The following is a 26195-nucleotide window of genomic DNA, read 5'->3' as shown; positions in this document are numbered from 1 at the left end:
CGTACGCGCCCGTGCGGCCGCCCGGGCGGGGCCGTGCCACGAGGCTCCGCAGGCCGTACGGAAGCCGTCCGCGGGCCGCGCCGGGGCCCTTCCGCGGGGGCATGCACCGCCGGTGAGCTGCGGTGTCGCGCTATTGCGGACGGTTGGGACCGGTTGGCGGCGGGTGTGGCATCCCGCACATATTGCCGGATTTTTTTGGAGCCGGGAGCAACGCGCGGTTAGCGTCCTCGGGTTGCCCGGCGGAATCAGCCGCCACCCGCGGCACCGGAGCAACGATCGCCGAGTCCCCGTCGGGCGTGAGCCTGGGGAGCCGGGGACCCACCTGGGATGTCCCTGGGGTGAATCGGGCGGCGTGCCGCCGCCCGTAGGAGACCTTCCTGCTCCGAACCCGTCAGCTAACCCGGTAGGCGAGAAGGAAGGAAAGGATCTCCGCCTGCCCATGGCGTCGTTCTCCATACGCTCCGCCCTGGCCGGGGCCGCCGCGCTGACCACCGTCACCACCGGCGCGTTCGTCGTGCCCGCCGCGGCCGCCGACGCCCGGACCGAGGGTTCCGCCTTCGCCCGCTGCGCCGCCGTGGCCGGGGACCTGGCCACCCGCCTCGCCGACCAGGCGTCCGCGCAGCACCGGGCCGCCGCCATCGCCCGCAAGCACCACGCCGCCCGCGTCGCGCGGGCCGAGCGCGCCGCCCGTGAGCGCGCCGCCGAGGTGGCCGCTGCCCAGGCCGCCAAGGCCAAGGCGGCCCGGGAGAGCGGTACCGCGCACGCGTCGCGCAGCGCCGCGGCCGGCCGCGCCGCGATCGGCGGCTGGGCGCTGCCCGTCGCCGGCTCCATCGGCACGCCGTACCACGCGACCAGCGGCCTGTGGTCCTCCGGCTACCACACCGGTGTGGACTTCGTGGCCTCCGTGGGCACCCCGGTGCACGCCGCGGGCGCCGGCACCGTCGTCGAGTCGGGCTGGGGCGGCTCGTACGGCAACAACATCGTGATCCGCCACGCGGACGGCATGTACACCCAGTACGGCCACCTGTCGTCGCTGGGCGTGTCCGTCGGCCAGACCGTCTCCGCGGGCCAGCGGATCGGCCTGTCGGGCGCCACCGGCAACGTGACCGGCCCGCACCTGCACTTCGAGGCCCGTACGGCCCCGTCCTACGGCAGCGACGTGGACCCGCTGGGGTACCTGCGCTCCAAGGGCGTCCGCATCTGAGCCGCATCCGAGCCATTTCCCTCCCCCCACACGAAGGCCCCGGTTCCCCCGCCGGGGCCTTCGGCATGCCGCGCATACCGGCCGTCGGTGTGTCCAAAAACGCTCCATGAATTCAGGGCGGCCGTCGGAATCGGCGCCGTACTGGAATAGAGTCGCGCCAGAAACGCCGACTCTCCGTTACGCGGGGATGAAAGGGCGGACGTCGGCGCGCACCGAAAGGAATCTGCGATGTGGGGTCGGACGTGAACGGGGCCGGCGGCGTCGGCCGGCGGATTTCGGCCCGGGCGGTGTGCACGGCGATCCGCGACGACATCGTCAGCGGGTTCTTCGCGCCGGGGAGCCGGCTGACCGAGGAGCAACTCGCCAAGCGCTACGGGGTGTCGAGGGTTCCGGTGCGCGAGGCGCTGCGCACCCTGGAGTCCGAGGGGTTCGTGCAGACCCGCCGGCACGCCGGGGCGTCCGTCGCCGAGCCCACCGAGCAGGAGGCCGCCGACCTGCTGGACATCCGGGCCCTGCTGGAGCCGCTGGGCGCCGCGCGGGCGGCGCAGCGGCGCACCGAGGCGCATGTGAAGGTGCTGCGCGGGCTCGTCCGGCTGGGCCAGGAGCGTTCCCTGCGGCGCCAGTTGTCGGATCTGCCCGCTCTGGACGGCTGGTTCCACGAGACGCTGGCCCAAGCCTCGGGCAGCCCGACCCTGGTGGCGCAGCTGACCCAGCTGCGGCACAAGATCGCCTGGGTGTACGCGGTGGACACCCCGGGGCGCGCGGTGGAGTCCTGGGAGGAGCACGGCGCGGTCGTCGACGCCGTGGCGCGCGCAGACGCGGAGCGGGCCCGGCAGTTGATGGCGGCCCATGTGGAGCGGGCGACGGCGGTGCACCGGCTGCGCCGTCCGGAGAGCACGGGGCGCCGCGCCGCGGCGCGGTGAGGAAACGGAAACACGCCGTACACAATTCGGGCGGCCGGGCGCAACAAAAGGGCCGTATACAAAGTGGGTAATCGTGCGCGGATATATTTCCGTGCCGCATCGCGCTGCGCGCTGCCCGAAAAACGTGCGGAAAAGGAGAGAGGGGCGGCCCCGCGAAATCCGGCCGGATTTCGTTCCGGGGCCCGCCCCTTTTGCCGTAAGGCGGCCGCGTGCGGCGTCAGACGGTCTCGGGGAGTTCGTCCAGCCCCTCGGAGACGAGCTTGGCCAGGCTGTCCAGAGCGGCGTCCGCACCGTCGGCGTCCGAAGCGAGCACGACCTCCTCACCGCCGGCCACGCCCAGGCTCAGCACGGCGAGCATCGAGGCGGCGTTGACGGGGGCACCGTCCGCCTTGGCGATGGTGACGGGGACGCCCAAGGCGGTGGCGGCGCGGACGAAGATCGAAGCGGGACGTGCGTGCAGGCCCTCGGCCCAGCCGATGGTGACGCGGCGCTCAGCCATGGTGTTGCCCTTCGGGTCGTTCCTAAAGAGGTCTAGACCAGTCTGCCATGCCTCGGACACCGGTCCGTCCCCACATCGTCGCACCGCTTCCACGGCGGCCGGGTGCCCGTACGCTTGGGCCATGACGACGCCGTCCGACGCAGAGCGCGACTACCCGGTCCACTGGGAGGCGGACGTGGTCCTGCGCGACGGGGGCATCGCGCACGTCCGGCCGATCGCGCCGGACGACGCGGGACGGCTGGTGAGCTTCTACGAGAAGGTCTCCGACGAGTCCAAGTACTACCGCTTCTTCGCGCCCTACCCCCGGCTCTCCGACCGGGACGTGCACCGCTTCACCCACCACGACTACCGCGACCGCGTCGGCCTGGCGGCCCTGGTCGGCGGCGAGTTCATCGCGACCGTGCGTTACGACCGCACCGACGACGGCGAGGCCGAGGTCGCCTTCCTCGTCCAGGACGCGCACCAGGGCCGCGGCGTGGCCTCCGCCCTGATGGAACACATCGCCGCCGTGGCACAGGAGCGGGGCATCCGCCGCTTCATCGCCGAGGTGCTGCCCGCCAACCGCAAGATGATCAAGGTCTTCACCGACGCCGGCTACACCCAGCAGCGCAGCTTCAGCGACGGCGTCGTCCGGCTCGAGTTCGACCTGGAGCCCACCGAGCGGTCCCTCGCCGTCATGCGCGCCCGCGAACAGCGCGCCGAGGCCCGCTCCGTGCAGCGGCTGCTCGCGCCCGCCTCGGTGGCCGTCATCGGCGCCGGCCGCCGGCCGGGCGGCGTCGGCCGCGGGGTGCTCCGGAACATCGTCGCGGGCGGCTACACCGGCCGCGTCCACGCCGTGAACCGCTCCTTCCCCACCGACCTGCACACCCTCGAACCCGAAGGCGTCCCCGCCCACCGCTCCGTCGCCGAGATCCCCGACAGCGTCGACCTCGCCGTGATCGCCGTGCCCGCCGACGACGTCGCCGAGGCCGTCGACGCATGCGGCCGGCACGGCGTCCTCGGCCTGCTGGTGATCTCCTCCGGCTACGCCGAGTCCGGCGCCGAGGGCCGCCGCAGGCAGCGCGCCCTGGTCCGGCAGGCCCTCACATACGGCATGCGCGTCATCGGCCCCAACGCGTTCGGCATGCTCAACTCCGCGGACGACGTCCGGCTCAACGCCTCCCTGTCGCCCGAGACCCCGGACGCCGGACGGCTCGGGCTGTTCACCCAGTCCGGAGCCATCGGCATCGCCCTGCTGTCCGGACTGCGGCGGCGCGGCGCCGGGCTGTCGTCCTTCGTCTCCGCGGGCAACCGGGCGGACGTCTCGGGCAACGACATCCTGCAGTTCTGGTACGACGACCCGGCCACCGACGTCGCCCTGCTCTATCTCGAAACCCTCGGCAACCCGCGGAAGTTCTACCGCCTGGCCCGGCGCACCGCCGCCGTCAAACCGGTCGTCGCGGTCAAGGGCGCCCGGCACTCGGCGGCCGCCCCGCCCGGACACGCCGTACCCCCCGCCCGCATCCCCGACAGCACCGTCTCCGCCCTGCTGCAGCAGGCCGGCGTCATCCGCACCGACACCGTCACCGAGCTCCTCGACACCGGACTGCTCCTGTCGTGCCGCCCGCTGCCCGCGGGACCGCGCGTCGCGATCCTCGGCAACTCCGAGTCCCTCGGGCTGATCACCTACGACGCCTGCCTGACCGCGGGACTGGAACCCGGCCTCCCGCTCGACCTCACCACCGCCGCCGGCCCGGCGGACTTCGGGGCGGCCCTCAGCGCGGCCCTCGCCGACCCGGCCCACGACGCCGTCGTCGTCACGGCCATCCCGCGCGTCGGCACGGAACTCGCCGAGGCCCCCGCGAGCAGCGACGACCCCGCGCTGGCCGAGGCGCTCCACGCCGCCGCGGACGAGGGCGGATCCGGCAAGCCCGTCGTGGTCGTCCACACCGCCCTGGAGGCCATGGCCACCCGCCTCGCGGCCGTCCGCGTCCCCGCCTACGGCGCCGCCGACCGCGCCGTGAAGGCACTGGCCCGCGCCGCCGCCTACGCCCGGTGGCGAAGGGACGCCCAGGTGCCGGGCAAGGTGCCGGAATTCGAGGACGTCGACGAGACGGGCGCCTGCCAGGACGTCACCCGGCTGCTCGACGAGGCGGGCGAGCCCGCCGTCGTCACCCACGGCGTCACCCTCGACGACCCGGCGGCCGCCCACCTGCTGGCCCGCTACGGCATCGCGGTGCGGCCCGCGCTGCCCGCCCCCGGGATCGACGCGGCCCTGGAGGCCGCGCGCCGGCTCGGCTACCCGGTCGCCCTCAAGACCACCGCACCGCACCTGCGGCACCGCGCCGACCTCGGCGGCGTACGCCTGGACATCGCCGACCCCGACGACCTCAGCCGCGCCTTCGCTGAGCTGACCGCCAGACTGGGCAAGCCCGAGGAGCTGCACCTGGTCGTGCAGGCCATGGCGCCGCGCGGGGTCGACACGGTCGTACGCGCCACCGTCGACCCGGCCGCGGGCGCCGTGCTCTCCTTCGGCATCGCCGGCGCCCCCTCCGAACTGCTCGACGACATGGCTCACCGGCTGGTCCCGGCCACCGACCGGGACGTCGCCCAGCTGGTGCGCTCCATCAAGGCGGCCCCGCTGCTGTTCGGCTGGCGCGGCGCGGAGCCGGTGGACACCGGCGCCCTGGAGGAGCTGCTGCTGCGGGTCTCGCTGCTGGTCGACGCCCTGCCCGAGGTGGTCTGCGTCGACCTCGAACCGGTGGTGGTGGCCCCCGCCGGCCTCACCGTGCTCGGCGCCTCCGTACGCCTCGCGCGCCCCCCGGCCCGCACGGACCTCGGGCCTCGGGCACTGTCGTCCTTCTGAACACATGCTCCGCACTAGGATGGTCGCCATGGCGAAGACCGGTACGACGACCCAGGGGCTGCGCGCGGCGATCGAGCGCAGCGGCTACTACCCCGCCCTCGTGGCCGAGGCCGTGGAGGCCTCCGTCGGTGGGGAGCCGGTCGCGTCGTACCTGGTCCACCAGGAGACCACCTTCGACGCCAACGAGGTCCGCCGGCACGTCACCGTCCTGGTCCTGACCAGCACCCGCTTCATCGTCAGCCACACCGACGAGCAGAGCGCCGACGACACCTCCCCGAGCCCCTACGCCACCACCTCCACCGAGTCCGTCAAGCTCGAGCGGATCTCTTCGGTCGTGATGAGCCGGGTCGTCGCCAACCCCGAGTCGTACACCCCGGGCACCCTGCCCCGCGAGGTCGTGCTGACCATCGGCTGGGGCGCGGTCAGCCGCATCGACCTGGAGCCCGCCGCTTGCGGCGACCCCAACTGCGACGCCGACCACGGCTACACCGGCTCCTCCAGCGCCGACGACCTCAGCCTGCGGGTCAGCGAGGCCGGCGACGGCCCCGAGACCGTCCGCCAGGCCCTCGCCTTCGCGCAGGCGCTCTCCGAGGCGACCGCGGGCGCGGCCTCCTGATGGTCCATCCCGCCCCGTCCTACGAACCGCTCGACCCGTACGCCGCGCCCGCCCCCCGCTACGGCACCGGCGCGCTGAGCGACCTGCTGCCCGCGGTCGCCGCGGGGCTCGGCATCCCCGGCGTCGCACGGACCGCGCTCGACCTCGCGCCGGCCGACCGGGTGTGCGTGTTCCTCGTCGACGGCATGGGCTGGGAGCTGATCCGCCGGCACCCCGACGAGGCGCCGTTCCTCACCTCCCTGATGGCCGGCTCGGCCACCGGCAGCGGCCGTCCGATCACCGCGGGCTTCCCCTCCACCACCGCGACCTCGCTCGCCTCGGTGGGCACCGGGCTGCCGCCCGGCGCGCACGGCCTGGCCGGCTACACCGTGCTGAACCCGGACACCGGCGAGCTGATGAACCAGCTGCGCTGGCAGCCGTGGACCTCCCCGACCGAGTGGCAGCCGTATCCCACCGTCTTCCGGCTCGCCCAGGAGGCCGGGATCGAGACCTGCCAGGTCACCTCGCCCACCTTCCAGCACACCCCGCTGACCAAGATCGCCCTCAGCGGCGGCACCTTCCTCGGACGGCTCACCGGCGAGGAGCGCATGGACCTCACCGCCGAGCGGCTCGCCGCGTCCGACCGCGCGCTGGTCTACACGTACTACAGCGAGCTGGACTCCATGGGCCACCGGCACGGCGTCGACTCCGACGCCTGGCGCGGCCAGCTGATGATGGCCGACCGGCTCGCCCAGCGGCTGGCCGAACAGCTGCCGCCGCGCAGCGCGCTCTACGTCACCGCCGACCACGGCATGATCGACATCCCCTTCGACCCGGAGTCCCGGATCGACTTCGACGAGGACTGGGAGCTGCGCGCCGGCGTCGCCGTCCTCGGCGGCGAGGCCCGGGCCCGCCACGTCTACGCCGTGCCGGGCGCCGCAGCCGACGTCCACGCGGTGTGGAGCGAGGTGCTCGGTGAGCAGATGTGGGTGGCCTCCCGCGAAGAGGCGATCGCCGCGGGCTGGTTCGGCCCGGTCGTGGAGGACCGGGTGCGCGGCCGCATCGGCGACGTCGTCGCCGTCGCCCGGGACGACATCGCGATCGTCGCCACGCGCACCGAGCCGGGGGAGTCCACCATGGTCGGCCTGCACGGCTCGATGACCCCCGTGGAGCAGCTGGTGCCGCTGCTCGAAGTACGGACCTGACGCACCGCGCCCACCGCACCGCCCTCCGCCCCGCCCCCCGAAAGGCCGCCGCCTCCTCATGCCTGAGCTCGTGTTCTTCTCCGGAACGATGGACTGCGGGAAGAGCACCCTCGCCCTGCAGATCGAGCACAACCGCTCGGCACGCGGCCTGGAGGGCCTGATCTTCACCCGCAACGACCGGGCCGGCGAGGGCGTCCTGTCGTCCCGGCTCGGCCTGGAGACCAAGGCCGTCGAGGCCGCCGACGACTTCGACTTCTACGGCTACCTCGTCACACACCTGTCGGGCGGCGCCCGCGCCGACTACGTCATCGTCGACGAGGCGCAGTTCTTCACGCCCGACCAGATCGACCAGCTCGCGCGCATCGTCGACGACCTGCGGCTGGACGTCTTCGCCTTCGGGATCACCACCGACTTCCGCACCAGGCTCTTCCCCGGCTCCCGGCGTCTGGTGGAGATGGCCGACCGGATAGAGGTGCTCCAGGTCGAGGCCCTGTGCTGGTGCGGTGCCCGGGCCACCCACAACGCCCGTACGGTGGACGGGAAGATGGTCGTCGAGGGCGAGCAGGTCGTCGTCGGCGACGTCAACCGTCCCGGCACGGCGATCGGCTACGAGGTGCTCTGCCGCCGCCACCACATCCGGCGGATGACCGCGGCCGCGGCCCGTGCGGCGGCGATCTCGCCGGACGTCCTGCCGGTCGACTAGCCGGCGCTACTGCGTGCCGCCGACCGGCTGCGGCCGGGAGTGGATCACGGTGAAGACCGCGCCCTCGGGGTCCGCCACGGTCGCCAGCCGGCCGTACTCGGACTCGCGCGGTGTGCGGATGACGCTGCCGCCCAGCTCCAGCACCCGGCGGGCGGCGGCGTCGGTGTCGGAGACCTCGAAGTACGTCATCCAGTGCGCCCCGCGGTCGCGCGGCACGGCCCGGCCGACGCCGTGGACGCCGCCGACCGGGCGGCCGGCGAGGTTCAGCGTGACGTAGTCGATGTCGGTGGAGACGACCGCGTCGGCCTCCAGCCCGAAGACCACCGAGTAGAAGGTGCCGACCAGCGACGTGTCGCGGGTGATCAGCTCGTTCCACACCGGCGTGCCCGGTTCGCCGCGGACCTCGGTCCCGCGGTGGTGCCGTGCCTGCCACACCCCGAACACCGCGCCCATCGGGTCCGAGGCGACGGCCAGCCGTCCCGCGTCGTCCGCGTCCAGCGGGCCGACGCCCACCGTGCCGCCGCAGATCCGGATCAGCTCGGCGGTCTTGTCGGCGTCGTCGGCGGCGAAGTAGGTCGTCCAGGCGATCGGCAGGCGCCGGTCCCCGGGCAGCTCGCCGATGCCCGCCACGCTCTTCCCGCCCAGTGTGGCGCGTACGTACGGGCCCAGCGAATGCGGACCGGGGTGGAACTCCCAGCCGAACAGCCGGCTGTAGAACTCCTGCGTGGCCTCGACGCTGTGGGCCAGCAGGCTGACCCAGCACGGGCTGCCGTGCTGGTGGCGGTTCCCTACCTCGGTCATCGATTCTCTCCTGGGGAGCAGCGCTCGGGCTTGCAGGGGAAGTGCCACAGCGATGCTCGCACCACCGGGTGTGCCGTGGACCGGGGGCCGCGCCGCAGGTTTTCCGTGCCGGTGACCACAATGGGCTTATGCATCCTGTCATTACCGTAACCGAATTGGCCGCATTGCCGAAGGGCGTCCCCGCAGGCGCCGCACTTCTGGACGTGCGGTGGCAACTGGGCGGTCCGCCCGGCCGCCCCGCCTACGAGGCCGGCCACCTGCCCGGCGCGCACTACGTCGACCTGGACACCGAACTCGCCGGGCCGCCCGGTGCGCAGGGGCGTCATCCCCTCCCGGACCTCGCGGTATTCACGGCCGCCATGCGCCGCGCGGGTGTCGGTCCGGACCGCGAGGTCGTGGTCTACGACGGCGGCCTCGGCTGGGGCGCGGCGCGCGCGTGGTGGCTGCTGCGGTGGGCCGGGCACGAGCGGGTGCGCGTCCTGGACGGCGGGCTGGCCGCGTGGACGGCGGCGGGGCTGCCCCTCGTCACGGACGTCCCCGCCGACGAGGAGGGCGAGTTCACCGCCGCTCCGGGCGCGCTCGGCGTGCTCACCGCCGACGAGGCGGCGGCGCTGGCCCGCCGCGGTGTCCTCCTGGACGCCCGGGCCGCGGAGCGCTACCGGGGCGACACCGAGCCCATCGACCCGGTCGCCGGTCACATCCCCGGCGCGGTCAACGCCCCGACCACGGAGAACGTCGTCCCGGGGACCGGGGTCCTCCTCGCCGCCGACGAACTGGCGGAGCGCTTCGCCAAGGCGGGGGCCACGCCCGGGAGCGAGGTCGGCGTCTACTGCGGCTCCGGCGTCTCAGGCGCCCACGAGGTGCTGGCGCTGGCGGTCGCCGGCATCCCCGCGGCGCTCTACGTCGGCTCCTGGAGCGAGTGGTCCGCGGCGGGCCGCGACGTGGCGACCGGGCCACAGCCGGGCTGACGCGGCGCCGGCTCCCGGAGCCCGGCCCACGCGGAGGAGGACACCGGGGCACCCCCGAGGGGCCGTGCCCCGGTCAGTCCTGCTTCTTGCGCCGGCTCCCGAAGACGATCTCGTCCCAGCTCGGCACCGTCGCCCGCCGCCCCGGGCGGACCCCGTCGGCCTCGGCCTGGCGGTCGGTGGACCCGACCAGCCGGTCGCGGTGGGCGCCGACCGAACGCGGCATCAGGACGTCGGCGTACGCGGATCCCGCGCCGGCGCTCGCGGCGGGGGCGGGCGGTGCCTCCTCCTCGGCCACGGGCACTTCGGGGCCGTCCTCGGTGACCGCCGCCGCGGCAGGTGTGTCGGGCGTGGTGGAGGGCGGCCCCGCCTGGGCCGGCACCACCATGTCGCCGCGGAAGCTGGGGACCGCCTCCAGGAGGCTGGTCAGGGAGTCGCGCTCCTCCTCCGCCCGCTCCTCGGCCGTGCGTTCCGCCCGCTCGGCGCGGTCGGGCCGCTCCAGCGCGCGGTCGCGCGGGAGCCGGGCGATCCGGGGCACGAAGGGGTAGCTCGGCTCCTGCGCCGCCTCCTGGGTCGTCTCCCCGATGAGCGCGCGCGCCTCGTCGTCCACGGCCTGGACCAGGCGGCGCGGCGGGTCGTACGTCCAGCTCGCCGAATGCGGCTCGCCGGCTACGCGGTAGACGAGGAGGACCTCCCAGGTGCCGTCGTCGCGGCGCCAGGAGTCCCACAGGACGCTGTCCTTCTCGGCGCCGCGCAGCAGCAGGCGCTCGGCGACCGCCTCACCGAGCTGCGGACCGGTGCTCTCGCCCTGGCGCCGCACCGCGGTCTTGCGGGCCCTTTCGGCCATGAAGGCGCGCTCGGCCAGCACCGGGCCCTCGAAACGCCGGACGCGCTCCACCGGGATCCCGGCGAGCTGCGCGACCTCCTCCGCCGTGGCACCGGCTCGTATCCGCGCCTGGATGTCGCGCGGGCGCAGATGGCTCTCGACCTCGATCTCGATCTGGCCCAGCCGCGCGCGGTCGTTGCGGATGGCGGCGCGAAGGCGCTCGTCGATCGGAAGCGTGTACTCGGTGCTGTCGGCAGCCTTGAGAACCAGTCGTGTGCCGTCGTTGCTGACAGCCACGACACGCAGTTCGGGCACGGTTACCTCCCGGGTGGTGCCTGCCGACGTCACGTGCGTCGCTGCTCCCGATGGACGAGTGTGACCTGCCCGGGTGCAGCCTGCCACAACCTTGCTGAGTTTCCCGGCGTGTCGGGCATGTGCCGTGACACGCCGTTATGGCACGGTTACCTATTCGCAACGCTGAGTGACCAAACGCGCCACTCGGCGTCAAGTGTCTCCGGTTCGATCGACGGCACCCCGGGACGAGTGCGCCGCCTCCCCCCGGAGCCAGGATTTGTCACAGTACTCCATTTGGGCCACGTCGGTGGGGCGCCGCGCCGTCGAACTTCGCGCGCGCCAAGGGAGTTGGGGCAGGATCTTCACAAAAACCCCACAAGTGGAACTATTCCCCGAGCACCCGCCGCAGGTAGTCGTTCCGGAACAGCCGGTCCGGGTCGAGCCGGTCGCGCAGGGCGGTGAACTCCGCGAAGCGGGGGTAGACCTTGGCGAGGTGGTCCGCGTCCCGGGTGTGGATCTTGCCCCAGTGGGGGCGGCCCTGATGGGCGGTCATGATCTGCTCCACCGCGGTGAAGTACTCCATGTACCGGCTGCCCCGGTACATGTGCACCGCGACGTAGGCGGTGTCCCGGCCCGAGGCCGTCGACAGGGCGATGTCGTCCGCCGGGGCGGTCCGCACCTCCACGGGGAAACTGATCCTGAACTCCGACGACTCGACCATGGACTTCAGTTCGCGCAGCACCTCCACCGCTGCCTCGCGCGGCACCGCGTACTCCATCTCCACGAAACGCACACGGCGCGGGTGGGTGAACACCCGGTACGGGATGTCGGTGTAGGTGCGGGCCGACAGCGCCCGGCTGGAGACCTGGGCGATGCCCGGGATGAGGGAGGGCGCCGCCCGGCCCACCGAGCAGGCCGCCTGGAAGACCCCGTTGGACAGGAACTCGTCGTCGATCCATCCGCGCACCCCCGGGACCGGGGCGGCGGGACCCTGGCTGCGGTTGTTCCGCTTGGTGTTGCAGCCGTCGGTGTGCGGGAACCAGTAGAACTCGAAGTGCTCGTTCTCCTCGACCAGTTGGTCGAACTCCGCGACCACCCGGTCGAAGCGCATGGGCTCCTCGCGCGCGGTGAGCAGGAAGAGCGGCTCCACCGCGAGGGTGATCGAGCCGACCACGCCGAGCGCGCCGAGCCCGATCCTGGCGGCGGCGAAGACCTCGGCGTTCTCCTGCGCCGAGCAGGTGAGCACCGACCCGTCGGCGAGCACCAGTTCCAGCGCCTTGATCTGGGCGGCTATGGAGCCCGAGTCCCGGCCCGTGCCGTGGGTGCCGGTGCTGGTCGCACCGGCCACCGTCTGCTCCATGATGTCGCCCATGTTCGTGAGCGACAGGCCCTCGGCGGCGAGCAGCGCGTTGAGGTGCTTGAGCTGGACGCCCGCCTCCACCGTGACCGTGCCGGCCTCGCGGTCGATGCCCCGCACCGCGGTCATCCGCTCGGGCCGGATCAGGACGCCCGAGGTGGCCGCCGCCGAGGTGAAGGAGTGCCCGGTGCCCACGGCCTTGGCCGGGAGGCCGTCCTTCGCGGCCTTGCGGATCACGGCCGCCAGTTCGTCCGTCGAGGCGGGCGACTCCGTCCGCGCGGGCAGGGCCCGTACGTTGCCCGCCCAGTTACGCCATGTGGCCTTCCCGGCGGTCCTGCTCGTCGTAGCCATGCGCTCGCGTCCCCTCCAAGTCCGGCGCCGGCTCCAGCCGGCGGTACCCCAGGAACGCCGCCACCACGGCGAGCGCCGCGGCGGAGGCGGGCACCGCGAACGCGGCCCGGGCCCCCGCCGCGTCGATGACCCACCCGGCCAGAGAGGCGCCGAGCGCCACACCGACCGCGAGACCCGTGCTCGTCCACGTCATGCCCTCGGTCAGCTTCGCGCGCGGTACCAACTGCTCGACGAGCGCCATGGTGGTGACCATCGTCGGTGCGATGGACAGGCCCGCGACGAACAGCGCCACGGCCAGGAACGGCAAGTTCCCGACCAGTAGTGGCGGGATCATACTCACGCCCATGGCCGCCACGCCCAGCAGGAAGCGGCGGGAGGCCGTACCCCTCGGCCTCATCAGGCCGAAAAGCACCCCCGCGAGGCAGGATCCCGCCGCGTACACCGCCAGCACCACGCTCGCCGCGGCCTTTTGGCCCTGCTCCTCGGCGAAGGCCACGGTGGTCACGTCCACGGCTCCGAAGATCGCCCCGGTCGCGACGAAGGTCAGCACCAGCACCTGCAGCCCGCGGGAGCGCAGCGCGGAACCCGGGGTGTGCTGCTCGCGCGGGTGCGGTGGCGGCTCGGTGGCGCGCTGCGCGGTCAGCAGCACCACCCCGGCCGCCAGGAAGAGCACCGCCAGCAGCGGCCCCGCCTCCGGGAACCAGATCGTGCAGAGCCCGATCGACAGGATCGGGCCCACGATGAAGCAGACCTCGTCGACGACGGACTCGAAGGAGTAGGCGGTGTGCAGCAGCGCGGGCGACCCCCGGTGGATCATGGTCCAGCGCGCCCGCACCATGGCGCCCAGGCTCGGGGTCGTCCCCGCCAGCGCGACGCACGCGAAGAGCGTCCAGTCCGGGGCCCCGGTCCGCACGCAGACCAGCAGGCCCGCGACCGCCAGCACCGTGATCCCGGCGGCCGGGCGCAGCACCCTGCGCTGTCCGTACCGGTCGACCAGGCGCGACACCTGCGGGCCGAGGGCCGCCGCGGCCAGCGCCAGGGTGGCCGCGAGCCCGCCGGCGATCCCGTAGCGGCCGGTGACCTGGGACATCATCGTCACGATGCCGATGCCGAGCATGGACAGCGGCATCCGGCCGATGAAACCCGCCGCCGAGAAACCCCTGGTCCCCGGAGTGGAGAAGATCGCGCGATAGGGACTGGACACGGGCGCTCCACGGCTTCGTCGCCGACGTCTCAAGGGGCTGAAGTAAGGAATGTGACTGTGTCACACAGCTTACAAAGGGAGCGCAAGCGATTTTCGCCGGTTCCTCGGCCGTCACCGCCGGGTGGCAGGATCGGAACATGTCCGATCACACCGAGGCCCGCACCGCCGCTCCGTACGACGCACTGCTCCTGCTGTCCTTCGGGGGGCCCGAGGGGCCCGATGACGTCGTCCCCTTCCTGGAGAACGTCACGCGCGGCCGCGGCATCCCCCGTGAGCGCCTGAGGGAGGTGGGGCAGCACTACTTCCTGTTCGGCGGGGTCAGCCCCATCAACGCGCAGAACCGCGAACTGCTGGAGGCGTTGCGCAAGGACTTCGCCGGGCACGGTCTCGACCTGCCCGTCTACTGGGGCAACCGCAACTGGGCGCCCTACCTGACGGACACCCTGCGCGAGCTGACCGAGGACGGCCACCGCCGGGTGCTGGTCCTGGCCACCAGCGCGTACGCCTCCTACTCCGGCTGCCGGCAGTACCGGGAGAACCTCGCCGACTCCCTGGCCGCCCTGGAGGCCGAGGGCCGCACCGTCCCCCGCGTGGACAAGCTGCGGCACTACTTCAACCACCCCGGCTTCGTCCGGCCCATGGTCGACGCGGTGCTCACCGCCCTCGCCACGCTGCCCGAGGACGTCCGCGAGGGGGCGCACCTGGCGTTCACCACCCACTCGATCCCCACGGCGGCCGCCGACACCTCCGGCAGGCCCGAGGACCACACCGAGGACGGAGCCGGCGGGGCCTACGTCGCCGAGCACCTGGACACCGCCCGGCTGATCGCCGACGCGGTGCGCGAGGCCACCGGCACCGACCGCCCGTGGAAGCTCGTCTACCAGTCCCGCAGCGGCGCCCCCCACATCCCGTGGCTGGAGCCCGACATCTGCGACCACCTGGAGGAGCTGCACGACTCCGGGGTTCCCGCCGCCGTCATGGTGCCGATCGGCTTCGTCTCCGACCACATGGAGGTCAAGTACGACCTCGACACCGAGGCGACCGCCAAGGCCGCCGAACTCGGCCTGCCCGTCGCCCGCGCCGCCACCGTGGGCGCGGACCCGCGCTTCGCCGCCGCCGTCCGCGAGCTGGTGCTGGAGCGCGCCGCCACTGAGCGGGGCCTGGCCCCCGAGCGGTGCGCGCTGGGCGCGCTCGGGCCCAGCCACGACGTGTGCCCCGTGGGCTGCTGCCCGGCACGCAGCCCCCGCCCGGCCGCCGCGGGCGCCGAGTGACCGAGTGACCGAGACACCGAAACGCACGAGGAGTGCCATGACCGACCACCTCAAGGACGAACTCCTGGCCGTGGCCCTCGAGGCCGCCCGCAGGGCGGGCGAGCTGCTGCGACACGGCCGCCCGGCCGACCTCGGAGTGGCCGCCACCAAGAGCAGCCCGATCGACGTCGTCACCGAGATGGACATCGCCGCCGAGAAGCTGATCGCCTCCTTCATCACCGAGCACCGCCCCGACGACGGGCTCCTGGGCGAGGAGGGCGCCAGCATCCCGGGCAGCAGCGGGGTCCGGTGGGTGATCGACCCGCTGGACGGCACCGTGAACTATCTCTACGGCCTGCCGTCGTGGGCCGTGAGCATCGCGGCCGAGCTGGACGGCGAGACGCTCGTCGGGGTCGTCGAGGCCCCGATGCGGGGCGAGAGCTACCGCGCGGTGCTGGGCCGGGGTGCCTGGGTCAACGAGCGCGAGGCGGCCGTGCGCCCTGCGCCGCCGCTTGACCAGGCGCTGATCGGCACCGGCTTCGGCTACCTGAAGGAGCGCCGCGAGGGGCAGGCGAGGGTGCTGCGCGAGCTGGTGCCGCAGGTGCGGGACATACGCCGCGGGGGATCCGCCGCCATCGACCTGTGCGACGTGGGCTGCGGCCGCCTGAACGCCTACTACGAGCGCGGCCTCAACCCGTGGGACTACACGGCGGGTGCCCTGTTCGCCCGGGAGGCCGGCGCCCTGACCGGGGGCCGGCCGGGAGAGCCGGAGTCCACGGGGCTCACCGTCGCGGCCCCGCAGGGGCTGTTCGAGCCCCTGCAGCGGCTGCTCGACGAGCTCGGCGCCTGGCACGACTGAGGCCGCCGGCGCCACCGCCGCCGCCCGACGCGAAGGCCCGCCGCCCGGTGCGGAACCGGCGGCGGGCACGCGAACGCCCCGGCACCTGTCCAGGTCTCCGGGGCGCGGCGTTCGGCTGTGCCGCCCTGGGCGATCTCAGGCGATCTTGGGCAGCACCTGGACGCCGTGCTCTGCGGCGAGGCGGCGAAGATCGGCCAGTTCGGCCTCCTCGACCTCGGCCAGGAACTCGTCCCCGTCCTCGCGGGCGCGCAGTAGGTCGGATTCGGTGCTGTGTATGCGCTGCAGGATTCCAGTGGTGAATGCGTCCATCAGGTGGCGCCCCCTCGTCGTCGTGGGTTGACACAGGGATATTCGTCTTCGTGCGATGTGCGGGGTCGATCACAGGTCTTGTCGGGGGACCCCTCGGACCGCACAGCGGCTACTGCCACGGGAGTTGCGGACGCCCTGCGGGCGTGATCGGGGGTGTGCAGTCGTCCTCCCCAGGCCCACCGGAGGGGAAACCTCCGGGACGCGAGGAATTCGGCGCCGAGTCCTCTTACCCATGTTTTACGGCCGCCCGGTGCAGGATGGAGGAGCGTTCGGCCTGCACAGGCGGGCTGGGCGCGGCTCTTTGAGAAGTGCCTAGGGAAGGAACAGCGCCTTGCGCGTACTGGTCGTCGAGGACGAGCAACTGCTCGCCGATGCGGTAGCCACCGGACTGCGCCGTGAGGCCATGGCGGTCGACGTCGTCTACGACGGCGGCGCCGCCCTGGAGCGGATCGGGGTGAACGACTACGACGTCGTCGTCCTCGACCGCGACCTGCCGGTCGTCCACGGGGACGACGTGTGCCGCAAACTGGTGGAACTGGGCCTGCCGACCCGCGTGCTGATGCTGACCGCGGCCGGCGACGTCAGCGACCGCGTCGAGGGCCTGGAGCTGGGCGCCGACGACTACCTCCCCAAGCCCTTCGCCTTCACCGAACTCACCGCCCGCGTACGGGCCCTCGGCCGCCGTACGACCGCGCCGCTGCCGCCCGTGCTGGAGCGTGCCGGGATCAAGCTCGACCCCAACCGCCGCGAGGTGACCAGGGAGGGCCGGCAGGTCCAGCTGGCCCCGAAGGAGTTCGCGGTGCTGGAGGTGCTGCTGCGCAGCGAGGGCGCCGTGGTGTCCGCGGAGCAGCTGCTGGAGAAGGCCTGGGACGAGAACACCGATCCCTTCACCAACGTCGTGCGGGTCACCGTCATGACCCTGCGCCGCAAGCTCGGGGAGCCCGCGGTGATCGTCACCGTCCCCGGCTCCGGATACCGGATCTGATCCGCCGTGCCCGCGCCCTCGTCCTCGCCGACGACCCCGCCCGCGTCGCAGGCCATCCCGCCCAAGCCCACCTGGGACCCCAAGCCCGCCGCGCGGCCGATGCCCCTGCTGCGCCCCACGATCCGGATAAGGCTCACCCTGCTCTACGGCGGCATGTTCCTGATCGCCGGGGTGATACTGCTGTGGATCATCTACATGCTGGCGGCCCAGGCCATCCGCCAGGGCACCGAGGCGCAGTTCCACGTCGAGGCGGGCCGGCTCTCGCTCACCGGGCTGTGCCCCGAGCTGCCCACCGGCCCGACCAACCCGGACGCCTTCAACAAGGCCTACGTCCACTGCCTGGCCGTGCAGCGCGAGACCGCCCTCAACGTCCTGCTCAAGCGCTCGCTCTTCGCGCTCGTCGGCCTCGCCGTGCTCGCCTTCGCCTTCGGTTACCTGCTGGCCGGCCGTGTGCTGGCGCCGCTCGGCCGGATCACCCGCACCGCGCGCGGCGTGGCGAGCTCCGACCTCACCCAGCGGATCCACCTGACCGGCCCGGACGACGAGCTCAAGGAGCTGGCCGACACCTTCGACGACATGCTGGAGCGCCTGGAGCGGTCCTTCGACGCCCAGCGCCGCTTCGTCTCCAACGCCTCCCACGAGCTGAGAACGCCGCTGGCGATCACCCGCACGCTGCTGGAGGTCCAGCTCGCCGATCCGAACGCCTCCCCGGACATGCAGCAGCTGGGCAAGAACCTGCTCGTCACCAACACGCGCAGCGAGCAGCTGGTGGAGGGCCTGCTGCTGCTCGCCCGCAGCGACAACGAGATCGTCGACCGCAAGCCGGTGGACCTCGCGGAGGCGGCCACTCAGGCGCTGGAGCAGACCCGCAACGAGGCCGACGCCAAGGGCGTGGAGCTGCGTGCCGCGCTGGGCGAGGCCGTCGTGCAGGGCAACGGGGTGCTGCTGGAGCGCATCGCGCTGAACCTGGTGCAGAACGCCGTCCGGTACAACGTCGCGGAGGCGGGCTGGGTCGAGGTCAGCACGGCCCTGGAGCCGGGGTCCGCGGTCCTGACGGTCACCAACACGGGGCCCGTCGTCCCCGCGTATGAGATCGACAACCTGTTCGAACCCTTCCGCCGGCTGGGCACCGAGCGCACGGGCAGCGACAAGGGAGCGGGTCTCGGCCTCTCCATCGCCAAGTCCGTCGCCCGGGCCCACGGTGGCACGATCTCCGCGGTCCCCCGAGAGGGAGGTGGCCTGGTCATGCGGGTTGTCATCCCCGTGTGACCTGTACCACGACACCCCCGGGGGCTTGTTCGCTTTGCGCTGAATTTTGCGGTCTGCGCGCCTCGCGGGCATGCTGTGAGCGATCACACATACGATCCCGGCGCCGGGTACTCTCCGTGATTGCGACCTCCGGGAAAAGAGCGGAAAAATCCATGTTTCCGCAGGTCATGATCACGGGAAGTACACGTGGAGGCGCGAGCAAGGTGCGACAAGTGGTCCGTTTCCGGTCATCACCGGCAGCGGGTGCGATCACCTCTTCGGGGGTGCGGTTGGGTGTCGATTGAGTAACGGCACTTGATGTAAGGCAAAATCTCCGCTTCGGGCCGGGCACAAGACCGGCCTCCCATGCGTTACGTGCGCTGGAGACACCGCAGACACCCAGAGGGGGAGAGCGATACATGGCTACTGATTACGACACCCCACGCAAGACAGACGATGACGTCAACGAGGACAGCATCGAAGAACTGAAGGCCAGGCGGAACGACAAGTCGACTTCTACGGTCGACGTGGACGAGTTCGACCAGGCCGAGTCCCTCGAGCTGCCCGGAGCCGACCTCTCCAACGAGGAGCTGTCGGTCCGGGTCCTGCCCCGGCAGGCGGACGAGTTCACCTGCATGAGCTGCTTCCTCGTGCACCACCGCAGCCAGCTGGCGACGGAGAAGAACGGCAACCCGATCTGCCGCGACTGCGCGGCCTGACGGACAGCCGGACCGTGGCGAGCGACGACGAGCGAGGCCACGAGGCCTCGCTCGCGGGCGCGACGGAGGGGCCGGCGGGCGAGCTCGTCCCGTCCCGTCCCCCCGGCCGTGCCTCACGGGCACGGGCACGCGCCAAGGCGGCGCTGAACACCTTCGTCGACGGGCTCGTCGAGACGGCCCCGAGGGTCCCCGTCAGGGACCTGGAGACGCTTCGCCGCCAGTTCCCCGGGCTCGGGCCCGAGGAGCTGGCCGACAAGCTGGTGAGCGCCGCCACGATGGGCACCGCGACGGTCGGCGCCGGCATCGGCGCCGCCGCCATGCTGCCCACCCCGCCGGCCATGCCGGCGGAGCTGGCCTCGGAGACCCTCGGGGTCGCCCTGGTCGAGTACAAGCTGATCGCCGAGCTGCACGAGGTCTACGGGCTGCGCGCCCCGGGCACGCTGCGGCAGCGGTCGGCGATGTACCTCGCCGAGTGGACGGAGCGGCGCGGCATCGACTTCTCCAAGCCGTCCACGCTGAACATCGCCCTCGGCGGCAGGATGAAGCGCGAGCTGCGCCAGCAGCTGATGAAGCGCACCATGCGCAATCTGCCGACGCTGACCCCGTTCATGGTCGGCGCGGCCGTCGGCGCCGTGATGAACCGGCGGGACACCAAGAAGCTCGCGGAGCAGATCCGCAAGGACCTGCGCGCCCGCCAGGTGCCCTGGGGACTGCTGTCCGCCGAGGAGGAGCCTCCGCCCGCACTCGGGCCCGGCGGGTGACCGGGCAGGCCCCGGGCGCCCCGTGGCGGGGCGCCGGCCCGCTCAGACGCGTACGTCCCGCAGGACCGCGGCGAGGCGCTCGGGCGAGCGTGTCGACAGGTACAGGTACGGCGTCGGGTCCTCCGGGTCGGTGACCTCGATCTTGAGGGCGGTCGGCACATAGGCGCGCAGCAGCATGAAGGCGCGCGGATCGGCCTTGTACGACCGCCAGGCCAGGGCCTCGTCCCGGTCCAGCACCGTGGCTTCGCCGAGCGCCGCGACCGGGATCTTCGCGTCCCCGGCCACCAGCGAGCCGGCGACCACCCGCAGCCGCGGCGAACCGTACGCACTGACCACGGCCGCACCGGCGGCCGTGCCGCCCACCAGCCCCGCGAGCAGGGCCAGGGGCCCGAGGGGCAGCAGGATCAGCGCCAGTGAGACGCCCGCGCCGACGGCGAGGCCCCACCAGGAACGCGGCGCGGTCAGCCGCTCCTCATAGCTCATGACGGTCATGACACCAAGCTTGTCATGCGGCACCGTCAGCGCCCGCCCCGGGACCGCAGCCTGCTCAGCGCGTGAGCGGCCCGAGGGGGGCGCCGCAGCCCCGTGGCGACCTGCTTGGCCCAGTCGGTCGCGGCGGTCGGCAGGGCGGCGTCCAGGACCGCGGAGGAGCGCGCGTCGGTGCCCACCAGGTAGCGGGGGAGCGGCCGTGGCGCCGTGAGCGCCTTCAGGACGGTGCGCGCCACCGGCCGCGGCGAGGGCAGCTCCCGCTTGATCATCTCCTCCGCGGCCTCGTACTGGTGCCGGTAGGCCGAGTTGCGGCGCTGCGGCAGCCTGCTCGCGCCGCGCTGCCAGATGTCCGTGCCGTACGAGCCGGGCTCCACCAGCACGACCTTGACCCCGAAGGGGGCCGCCTCCATCCGCAGCGCGTCCGTCACCGCCTCCAGGCCCTGCTTGCTGGCGCAGTACCAGCCGAGCAGCGGCATCGACACCCGCCCCGAGATCGACGAGATGTTGACGATCCGCCCCGCCCGCCGGGTGCGCATCGTCGGCAGCACCAGGCGGGCGATACGCGCCGGGGCCACCAGGTTGGTCTCCAGCTGCTGCCGCACCTGCTCGTCGTCGACGTCCTCGATCGCGCCCGGCTGGGCGATCCCCGCGTTGTTCACCACCGCCCAGGGGCCGCCGTCCGTCATCGTGGCGATCTCGGTGAACGCCCGGACGGACGAGGTGGCGTCCGTGACGTCCAGGAGCACGGTGCGCACCGACGCGCCCGTGCGGTCCACCGCCTCCCGCAGCGCCTGCGCCTTCTCCTCGCTCCGTACCGTCCCGATGACGTCGAAGCCGGCGTGGGCCAGTTCGAGGGTGGTGGCGAGGCCGATCCCGCACCCGGCTCCTGTGACGACGACGGACCTGGGGGTCATGTGGTGCTCCAAGGGAAGGTGCTTCGGTGATGGGCGGGCCGCGGGGCCGGAAGGACAACGGCCGGGCGGCGGGAATCGATCCCGCAGGAGGGTAGGGTCTCCCGCGTGAGTGGAGCTACGACCGACGCCGGCCCGGACCGCCCGGGCCTGACACCGCCGCGCGACGCCGTCGCGCCGGAGCGGCACCCCGACGCCCCCGCACCCGGTGAACCGCTGGGCGCGCACTACGACCACTGCTTCGGCTGTGGCGGGGCGCAGCCGCACGGGCTGCACCTGGAGGCCACGGCCGGTGAGGGCGTCAGCGTGACCGCCGAGTTCACGGTCCAGCCCGCTCACCAGGGCGCCCCGGGCCTGGCGCACGGCGGTGTGCTGGCCACGGCGCTCGACGAGACGCTCGGCTCCCTCGCCTGGCTGCTGCGCACCATCGCCGTGACCGGCCGCCTGGAGACCGACTTCGTGCAGCCCGTGCCGGTCGGCGCCACCCTCCACCTGGAGGCCCGCTGCACCGCCGTGGCCGGGCGCAAGATCTACTCCACCGCGGTGGGCCGGATCGGCGGCCCGGACGGCCCGGTCGCGGTCCGCGCGGACGCGTTGTTCATCGAGGTCAAGCTGGAGCACTTCACCGACAACGGCCGCCCCGAGGAGATCCGCGCCGCGATGTCCGACCCCGACCAGGTCAAGGTCGCGCGCGCCTTCGAGGTGAACCCGTGACCGGCGGTGCTCGCCCCCCGGTCGACGTCCTCATCCACCGTTTGCACGAGGACGTCCCGATTCCTTCGTACGGGCACCCGGGCGACGCCGGAGCCGACCTCGTCACCACCGAGACGGCCGAACTGGCCCCCGGTGAGCGCGCCGTACTGCCCACGGGGGTGTCGATCGCGCTGCCGGAGGGCTACGCGGCCTTCGTGCACCCGCGCTCGGGCCTCGCCGCGAGGTGCGGAGTGGCCCTCGTGAATGCCCCGGGAACGGTTGATGCCGGGTACCGTGGGGAGATCAAGGTGATCGTGGTCAACCTGGACCCGCGCGAGAGCGTACGGTTCGCAGCAGGTGACCGGATCGCCCAACTGGTCGTCCAGCAGGTCGAGCGGGTCCGCTTCCACGAGGTGGCGGAACTGCCCGGTTCGGTACGGGCGGCAGGGGGCTTCGGCTCCACGGGGGGTCATGCCGCGGTGGATGGCTCGCCGGTCGGTCCGTCCGGCAATGGATACGCATCGGTCATCGCTGACCGGGAAGGACAGTGACGTGTTCCGTCGTCGTCGCAAGGAGCGCGGAGACGCCCTCGACGAGCTCGCGGCCGAAGGCCCTGACGAGCTGGCCGAAGACGCCGAGGAGTCGGACGACTCCATGGAGTCCCGTCGGTACAACCTTCCGCCCGCCCCGAGGCCGGACGGCCCGTGGGACGTGAGTGAGGTCAGGGACCCGGCCGAGGGCAGGGTCGACCTGGGCGGCATCTTCGTACCCGGTGTGCAGGGCATGGAACTGCGTGTCGAGGTGGCCGGGGAGTCCATCGTCGCCGCGACCGTGGTGCTCCGGGAGAGCGCCGTCCAGTTGCAGGGCTTCGCCGCCCCCAAGTCGGAGGGCATCTGGGGCGAGGTCCGCGACGAGATCGCCTCCGGCATCACCAAGCAGGGCGGCATCGTCGACGAGGTCGAGGGTCCGCTGGGCTGGGAGCTGCGCGCTCAGGTGCCGGTGCAGCTGCCCAACGGCGCCAACGGCGTCCAGGTCGTGCGCTTCGTCGGCTGCGACGGCCCGCGCTGGTTCCTGCGGGGCGTCATCTCCGGGCAGGGCGCCGTCCAGCCCGAGACCGCCGGCCTGCTGGAGCAGATCTTCCGCGACACCGTCGTCGTCCGCGGCGAGTCGCCGATGGCGCCGCGCGATCCGATCGTGCTGAAGCTGCCCAACGACGCCCAGATGGTGCCCGAGGGCATCGCCCAGGACGAGAGCGGCCGCTTCTCCGACGGCATCGACCCGATGCGCCGCGGACCGGAGATCACCGAGGTCCACTGAAGCCGGGGCCCAGCGCCCCGACCACGCCCGACGCCCGTGGGCCGACCTGTGAGAACAGGTTGGCCCACGGGCGTTTTCGCAGCTCACGCCGGTGAACGTCAAAGGACCGTCAAGGCGCAGCCGGGGCCCGTACGGAAACCGTCAACGGGGTCCGCGCACGGCTGGAACGGAGTTTCCCTGGCCTGGTCGACGTGTCGTCCAGAGCTGGGAGCACACGATGACCGACCTCGTCTTCGTCGTCACCACGATCGCGGTCTTCGCACTGGTCGCCCTGATCGCCAAGGCGGTGGCCAGGCTGTGAGCGCCGAGAACATCGCCGGCCTCGTCGTCGCCGCGGCCCTGCTGGTCTACCTGATCGCGGCGCTCGTCCGGCCCGAGCGGTTCTGAGGTCCGGACATGGGCCCCATCACCGCTGACGTGCTCCAGGTCACCGCGCTCGTCGTGGCGCTGGCCCTGGTGTACCGCCCCTTCGGCGACTACATGGCCGCCGTCTACAGCTCCGACCGGCACCTGCGGGTCGAGCGGTGGGTCTACCGCTGCCTCGGCGCCGACCCGGACGCCCGGATGCGCTGGCCGGCCTACCTCAGGGCGGTGCTGGCCTTCTCCCTGGTGGGCGTGCTGTTCCTGTACCTGTTCCTGCGGGTCCAGAACCATCTCCCGCTCTCCCTGGGCTTCGCCGCGATCCCGCCCGGCCAGGCGTTCAACACGGCGGCCTCGTTCGTGACCAACACGAACTGGCAGTCCTACATGGGCGAGAACACCATGGGCCACGCCGCCCAGACCGCCGGCCTCGCCGTGCAGAACTTCGTCTCGGCGGCGGTCGGCATGGCCGTGGCCATCGCGCTCGTCCGCGGCTTCGTCCGCTCCCGCACCGGCGAGCTCGGCAACTTCTGGGCCGACATGGTCCGCGGCACCATTCGCATCCTGCTGCCCGTCGCGTTCGTCGCCGCGATCGTGCTGGTGGGCTTCGGGGCGATCCAGAACTTCGCCGGGTGGCACGAGATCACCACCCTCGCGGGCGGCCACCAGACGCTGACCGGCGGCGCCGTGGCGTCCCAGGAGGCCATCAAGGAGCTCGGCACCAACGGAGGCGGTTTCTACAACGCCAACTCCGCCCACCCCTTCGAGAACCCGGACGCGTTCACCAACCTCTTCGAGGTCTTCCTGCTCCTGGTCGTCCCGTTCTCGCTCACCCGCACCTTCGGGAGGATGGCCGGCAACCTCAAGCAGGGCTACGCGCTCCTCTCCGCGATGGGCCTGATCTGGATCGGCTTCGTGACGCTGATGACCTGGGTCGAGACCGCGCACCCCGGCTCGGCGAACCAGATCGCGGGCGCCGCCCTGGAGGGGAAGGAGCAGCGTTTCGGCGTCGGCGCCTCGTCGTTGTTCGCGGTGAGCACCACCCTGACGTCGACCGGCGCGGTGGACTCCTTCCACTCCTCCTTCACCGGCCTCGGCGGAGGCATCGCCCTGCTGGGCATGATGCTGGGCGAGATCGCCCCCGGCGGCGTCGGCTCCGGTCTCTACGGCATCCTGATCATGGCGGTCATCGCGGTGTTCATCGCCGGCCTGATGGTCGGGCGCACCCCGGAGTACCTGGGCAAGAAGATCGGCACCCGCGAGATCAAGCTCGCCGCCCTGTACATCCTGGTCACCCCGGCCGTCGTGCTGGTCTTCACCGCCCTGGCCATGGCGCTGCCTACCCCGCCGCACTCCATGCTCAACAGCGGGCCGCACGGCTTCTCCGAGGTCCTGTACGCCTACACCTCGGCGGGCAACAACAACGGCTCCGCCTTCGCCGGCCTGAACGCGGACACGCAGTGGTACAACACCACGCTCGGCCTCGCGATGCTCCTCGGCCGCTTCGTCCCGATGGTCTTCGTCCTGGCGCTGGCCGGCTCGCTCGCCCGGCAGACGCCGGTGCCCGCCACCACGGGCACCCTGCGCACCGAGAAGCCCCTCTTCGCCGGTCTGCTCGTCGGCGCGATCCTGATCATCACCGCCCTGACCTACTTCCCGGCGCTCGCCCTCGGCCCGCTCGCGGAGGGCCTGTCATGAGCCGCACGACCACCCCCACCCCCGCGGAGGGAACCATGTCCACCGACACGCCGGTGCGCGCCTGCGAGGGAGGACCGGCACCGCACACCCCCGACGCGGGCCACGGCGCCCGCATCTCGGGCGGGCTCTTCGACCCGGGCCAGCTGCTGCGGTCCCTCCCGGACGCGCTGCGCAAGCTCGACCCCCGGGTGATGGTCAGGACGCCCGTCATGTTCGTCGTCCTGATCGGCTCGGTGCTCACGACCGCGCTGGCGGTGCTCTCCCCGGCCGACTGGTTCGGCTGGGCGATCACCGCGTGGCTCTGGCTCACCGTGGTCTTCGCCAACCTGGCGGAGGCCGTCGCCGAGGGCCGCGGCAAGGCGCAGGCCGAGACCCTGCGCCGGGCCAAGACGGACACCGTCGCCCGCCGGCTCGTGGACGGCGCCGAGGAGCGCGTTCCCGGCACCGGACTGCGCGTCGGCGACCTCGTGGTCTGCGAGGCGGGCGATGTCATCCCGGGTGACGGCGATGTCGTGGAGGGCGTCGCGTCGGTCGACGAGTCGGCGATCACGGGGGAGTCGGCTCCGGTCATCCGGGAGTCCGGTGGCGACCGCAGCGCGGTGACGGGCGGCACGAAGGTGCTGTCGGACCGGATCGTCGTGCGCATCACNNCCAGGCCGGGTGAGACGTTCATCGACCGCATGATCGCGCTGGTGGAGGGCGCGGCCCGGCAGAAGACGCCCAACGAGATCGCGCTGAACATCCTGCTGGCGTCGCTGACCATCGTCTTCCTGCTGGCGGTCGTCACCCTGCAGCCGTTCGCGATCTACGCGGGCGCCGAGCAG

Annotated in this window: 27 protein-coding genes, 1 pseudogene and 1 riboswitch; of the genes and pseudogenes, 20 read left to right on the top strand and 8 right to left on the bottom strand. The window is 72.7% G+C overall.

The genetic code is table 11. The annotated features are described in order from the left end of the window. The first annotated feature begins 267 nt into the window (after positions 1–267). Positions 268–424, top strand: a riboswitch (cyclic di-AMP (ydaO/yuaA leader). Positions 425–439: 15 nt separating this feature from the next. After that, complete coding sequence (locus B085_RS0127675) at positions 440–1204, top strand: M23 family metallopeptidase (protein WP_018561865.1); 765 nt, start codon at positions 440–442, stop codon at positions 1202–1204. Between the two features lie 230 nt (positions 1205–1434). After that, entirely contained in the window at positions 1435–2127 is a 693-nt protein-coding gene (locus B085_RS0127670; RefSeq protein WP_018561864.1) for a GntR family transcriptional regulator, read from the top strand. 217 nt (positions 2128–2344) lie between these two features. Here B085_RS0127670 and B085_RS0127665 read toward each other — a convergent pair whose 3' ends face one another. After that, positions 2345–2626 carry an HPr family phosphocarrier protein gene (locus tag B085_RS0127665; protein ID WP_018561863.1) on the bottom strand — a complete coding sequence of 94 codons (282 nt, stop codon included), beginning with the start codon at positions 2624–2626 and terminating at the stop codon, positions 2345–2347. Between the two features lie 121 nt (positions 2627–2747). Between B085_RS0127665 and B085_RS0127660 the strand changes: the two genes are divergently transcribed. The 4 genes from B085_RS0127660 to B085_RS0127645 are packed head-to-tail and all read left to right on the top strand — an operon-like array spanning position 2748 to position 7974. After that, complete coding sequence (locus B085_RS0127660; protein ID WP_018561862.1) at positions 2748–5471, top strand: bifunctional GNAT family N-acetyltransferase/acetate--CoA ligase family protein; 2724 nt, start codon at positions 2748–2750, stop codon at positions 5469–5471. Positions 5472–5499: 28 nt separating this feature from the next. Then, complete coding sequence (locus tag B085_RS0127655; protein ID WP_018561861.1) at positions 5500–6087, top strand: DUF5998 family protein; 588 nt, start codon at positions 5500–5502, stop codon at positions 6085–6087. Then, complete coding sequence (locus B085_RS0127650; RefSeq protein ID WP_018561860.1) at positions 6087–7271, top strand: alkaline phosphatase family protein; 1185 nt, start codon at positions 6087–6089, stop codon at positions 7269–7271. The genes B085_RS0127655 and B085_RS0127650 overlap by 1 nt, the downstream gene beginning before the upstream one ends. A 58-nt stretch (positions 7272–7329) precedes the next feature. After that, positions 7330–7974: a thymidine kinase gene (locus B085_RS0127645; RefSeq protein ID WP_018561859.1), complete on the top strand. Its 645-nt coding sequence runs from the start codon at positions 7330–7332 to the stop codon at positions 7972–7974. 6 nt (positions 7975–7980) lie between these two features. On the opposite strand, the gene B085_RS0127640 is transcribed toward B085_RS0127645, so the two are convergent. Then, a complete protein-coding gene (locus tag B085_RS0127640; protein WP_018561858.1) occupies positions 7981–8775 on the bottom strand; it encodes a VOC family protein in 795 nt (264 codons plus the stop codon). Between the two features lie 128 nt (positions 8776–8903). Here B085_RS0127640 and B085_RS0127635 point away from each other — a divergent pair, with 128 nt between their 5' ends. Further along, on the top strand, positions 8904–9743 hold the full coding sequence (locus tag B085_RS0127635) for a sulfurtransferase (protein WP_026251507.1): 840 nt from the start codon (positions 8904–8906) through the stop codon (positions 9741–9743). 73 nt (positions 9744–9816) lie between these two features. On the opposite strand, the gene sepH is transcribed toward B085_RS0127635, so the two are convergent. The 3 genes from sepH to B085_RS0127620 all read right to left on the bottom strand — a co-directional run bounded on the left by sepH (position 9817) and on the right by B085_RS0127620 (position 13772). Further along, the gene (gene sepH / locus B085_RS0127630; protein WP_026251506.1) at positions 9817–10914 is read right to left on the bottom strand and encodes a septation protein SepH; all 1098 of its coding nucleotides are present in this window, start codon (positions 10912–10914) and stop codon (positions 9817–9819) included. A 331-nt stretch (positions 10915–11245) separates the two neighbouring features. Continuing rightward, positions 11246–12568: a D-arabinono-1,4-lactone oxidase gene (locus tag B085_RS0127625; RefSeq protein WP_026251505.1), complete on the bottom strand. Its 1323-nt coding sequence runs from the start codon at positions 12566–12568 to the stop codon at positions 11246–11248. Then, complete coding sequence (locus tag B085_RS0127620) at positions 12525–13772, bottom strand: MFS transporter (protein ID WP_018561854.1); 1248 nt, start codon at positions 13770–13772, stop codon at positions 12525–12527. Before B085_RS0127620 ends, B085_RS0127625 begins: the two co-directional genes overlap by 44 nt. A 137-nt stretch (positions 13773–13909) precedes the next feature. On the opposite strand from B085_RS0127620, the gene B085_RS0127615 reads away from it, so the two are divergent. Continuing rightward, positions 13910–15043 (top strand): ferrochelatase, encoded by a 1134-nt coding sequence (locus B085_RS0127615; RefSeq protein ID WP_018561853.1) that lies wholly within the window; start codon positions 13910–13912, stop codon positions 15041–15043. A gap of 37 nt (positions 15044–15080) precedes the next feature. Beyond that, on the top strand, positions 15081–15881 hold the full coding sequence (locus B085_RS0127610) for an inositol monophosphatase family protein (protein WP_018561852.1): 801 nt from the start codon (positions 15081–15083) through the stop codon (positions 15879–15881). Positions 15882–16016: 135 nt separating this feature from the next. Here B085_RS0127610 and B085_RS50160 read toward each other — a convergent pair whose 3' ends face one another. Next, on the bottom strand, positions 16017–16190 hold the full coding sequence (locus tag B085_RS50160; protein ID WP_018561851.1) for a hypothetical protein: 174 nt from the start codon (positions 16188–16190) through the stop codon (positions 16017–16019). Between the two features lie 331 nt (positions 16191–16521). Between B085_RS50160 and B085_RS0127600 the strand changes: the two genes are divergently transcribed. The 4 genes from B085_RS0127600 to B085_RS0127585 all read left to right on the top strand — a co-directional run bounded on the left by B085_RS0127600 (position 16522) and on the right by B085_RS0127585 (position 19903). Further along, positions 16522–17175: a response regulator transcription factor gene (locus B085_RS0127600; protein WP_018561850.1), complete on the top strand. Its 654-nt coding sequence runs from the start codon at positions 16522–16524 to the stop codon at positions 17173–17175. 6 nt (positions 17176–17181) lie between these two features. After that, entirely contained in the window at positions 17182–18444 is a 1263-nt protein-coding gene (locus B085_RS0127595; RefSeq protein WP_018561849.1) for a sensor histidine kinase, read from the top strand. A gap of 398 nt (positions 18445–18842) precedes the next feature. Continuing rightward, positions 18843–19142 carry a DUF4193 domain-containing protein gene (locus B085_RS0127590; protein WP_018561848.1) on the top strand — a complete coding sequence of 100 codons (300 nt, stop codon included), beginning with the start codon at positions 18843–18845 and terminating at the stop codon, positions 19140–19142. Next, positions 19055–19903 (top strand): hypothetical protein, encoded by an 849-nt coding sequence (locus B085_RS0127585; protein WP_086020741.1) that lies wholly within the window; start codon positions 19055–19057, stop codon positions 19901–19903. Before B085_RS0127590 ends, B085_RS0127585 begins: the two co-directional genes overlap by 88 nt. A gap of 42 nt (positions 19904–19945) precedes the next feature. On the opposite strand, the gene B085_RS0127580 is transcribed toward B085_RS0127585, so the two are convergent. Together B085_RS0127580 and B085_RS0127575 are read right to left on the bottom strand one after the other, a co-directional pair. Then, positions 19946–20395: a DUF3093 domain-containing protein gene (locus B085_RS0127580; protein ID WP_018561846.1), complete on the bottom strand. Its 450-nt coding sequence runs from the start codon at positions 20393–20395 to the stop codon at positions 19946–19948. Positions 20396–20421: 26 nt separating this feature from the next. Further along, positions 20422–21306, bottom strand: a complete 885-nt coding sequence (locus B085_RS0127575; RefSeq protein ID WP_018561845.1) for an SDR family oxidoreductase — start codon at positions 21304–21306, stop codon at positions 20422–20424. A gap of 105 nt (positions 21307–21411) precedes the next feature. Here B085_RS0127575 and B085_RS0127570 point away from each other — a divergent pair, with 105 nt between their 5' ends. The 7 genes and pseudogenes from B085_RS0127570 to B085_RS0127540 form a co-directional block, all read left to right on the top strand. Then, complete coding sequence (locus B085_RS0127570) at positions 21412–22017, top strand: PaaI family thioesterase (RefSeq protein WP_018561844.1); 606 nt, start codon at positions 21412–21414, stop codon at positions 22015–22017. Then, positions 22014–22547, top strand: coding sequence for a dUTP diphosphatase (dut, locus tag B085_RS0127565; protein WP_018561843.1), 534 nt, complete (start codon positions 22014–22016; stop codon positions 22545–22547). The genes B085_RS0127570 and dut overlap by 4 nt, the downstream gene beginning before the upstream one ends. Then, a complete protein-coding gene (locus B085_RS0127560; protein ID WP_086020740.1) occupies positions 22507–23313 on the top strand; it encodes a DUF3710 domain-containing protein in 807 nt (268 codons plus the stop codon). Before dut ends, B085_RS0127560 begins: the two co-directional genes overlap by 41 nt. 91 nt (positions 23314–23404) lie before the next feature. Beyond that, entirely contained in the window at positions 23405–23614 is a 210-nt protein-coding gene (locus B085_RS48850; RefSeq protein ID WP_106435051.1) for a hypothetical protein, read from the top strand. Then, positions 23611–23700, top strand: a complete 90-nt coding sequence (gene kdpF / locus B085_RS46285) for a K(+)-transporting ATPase subunit F (protein WP_018561840.1) — start codon at positions 23611–23613, stop codon at positions 23698–23700. The genes B085_RS48850 and kdpF overlap by 4 nt, the downstream gene beginning before the upstream one ends. 9 nt (positions 23701–23709) lie before the next feature. After that, positions 23710–25371, top strand: coding sequence for a potassium-transporting ATPase subunit KdpA (kdpA, locus tag B085_RS0127545; RefSeq protein WP_018561839.1), 1662 nt, complete (start codon positions 23710–23712; stop codon positions 25369–25371). A gap of 35 nt (positions 25372–25406) precedes the next feature. Then, a pseudogene (locus B085_RS0127540) lies at positions 25407–26195 on the top strand (ATPase); the annotation flags it as partial.

Source organism: Streptomyces sp. BoleA5, from assembly GCF_000373665.1.
Taxonomy (GTDB): domain Bacteria; phylum Actinomycetota; class Actinomycetes; order Streptomycetales; family Streptomycetaceae; genus Actinacidiphila.
The sequence above is the reverse complement of the archived record's forward strand: the minus strand, read 5'-3'. Positions and strand labels throughout refer to the sequence as shown.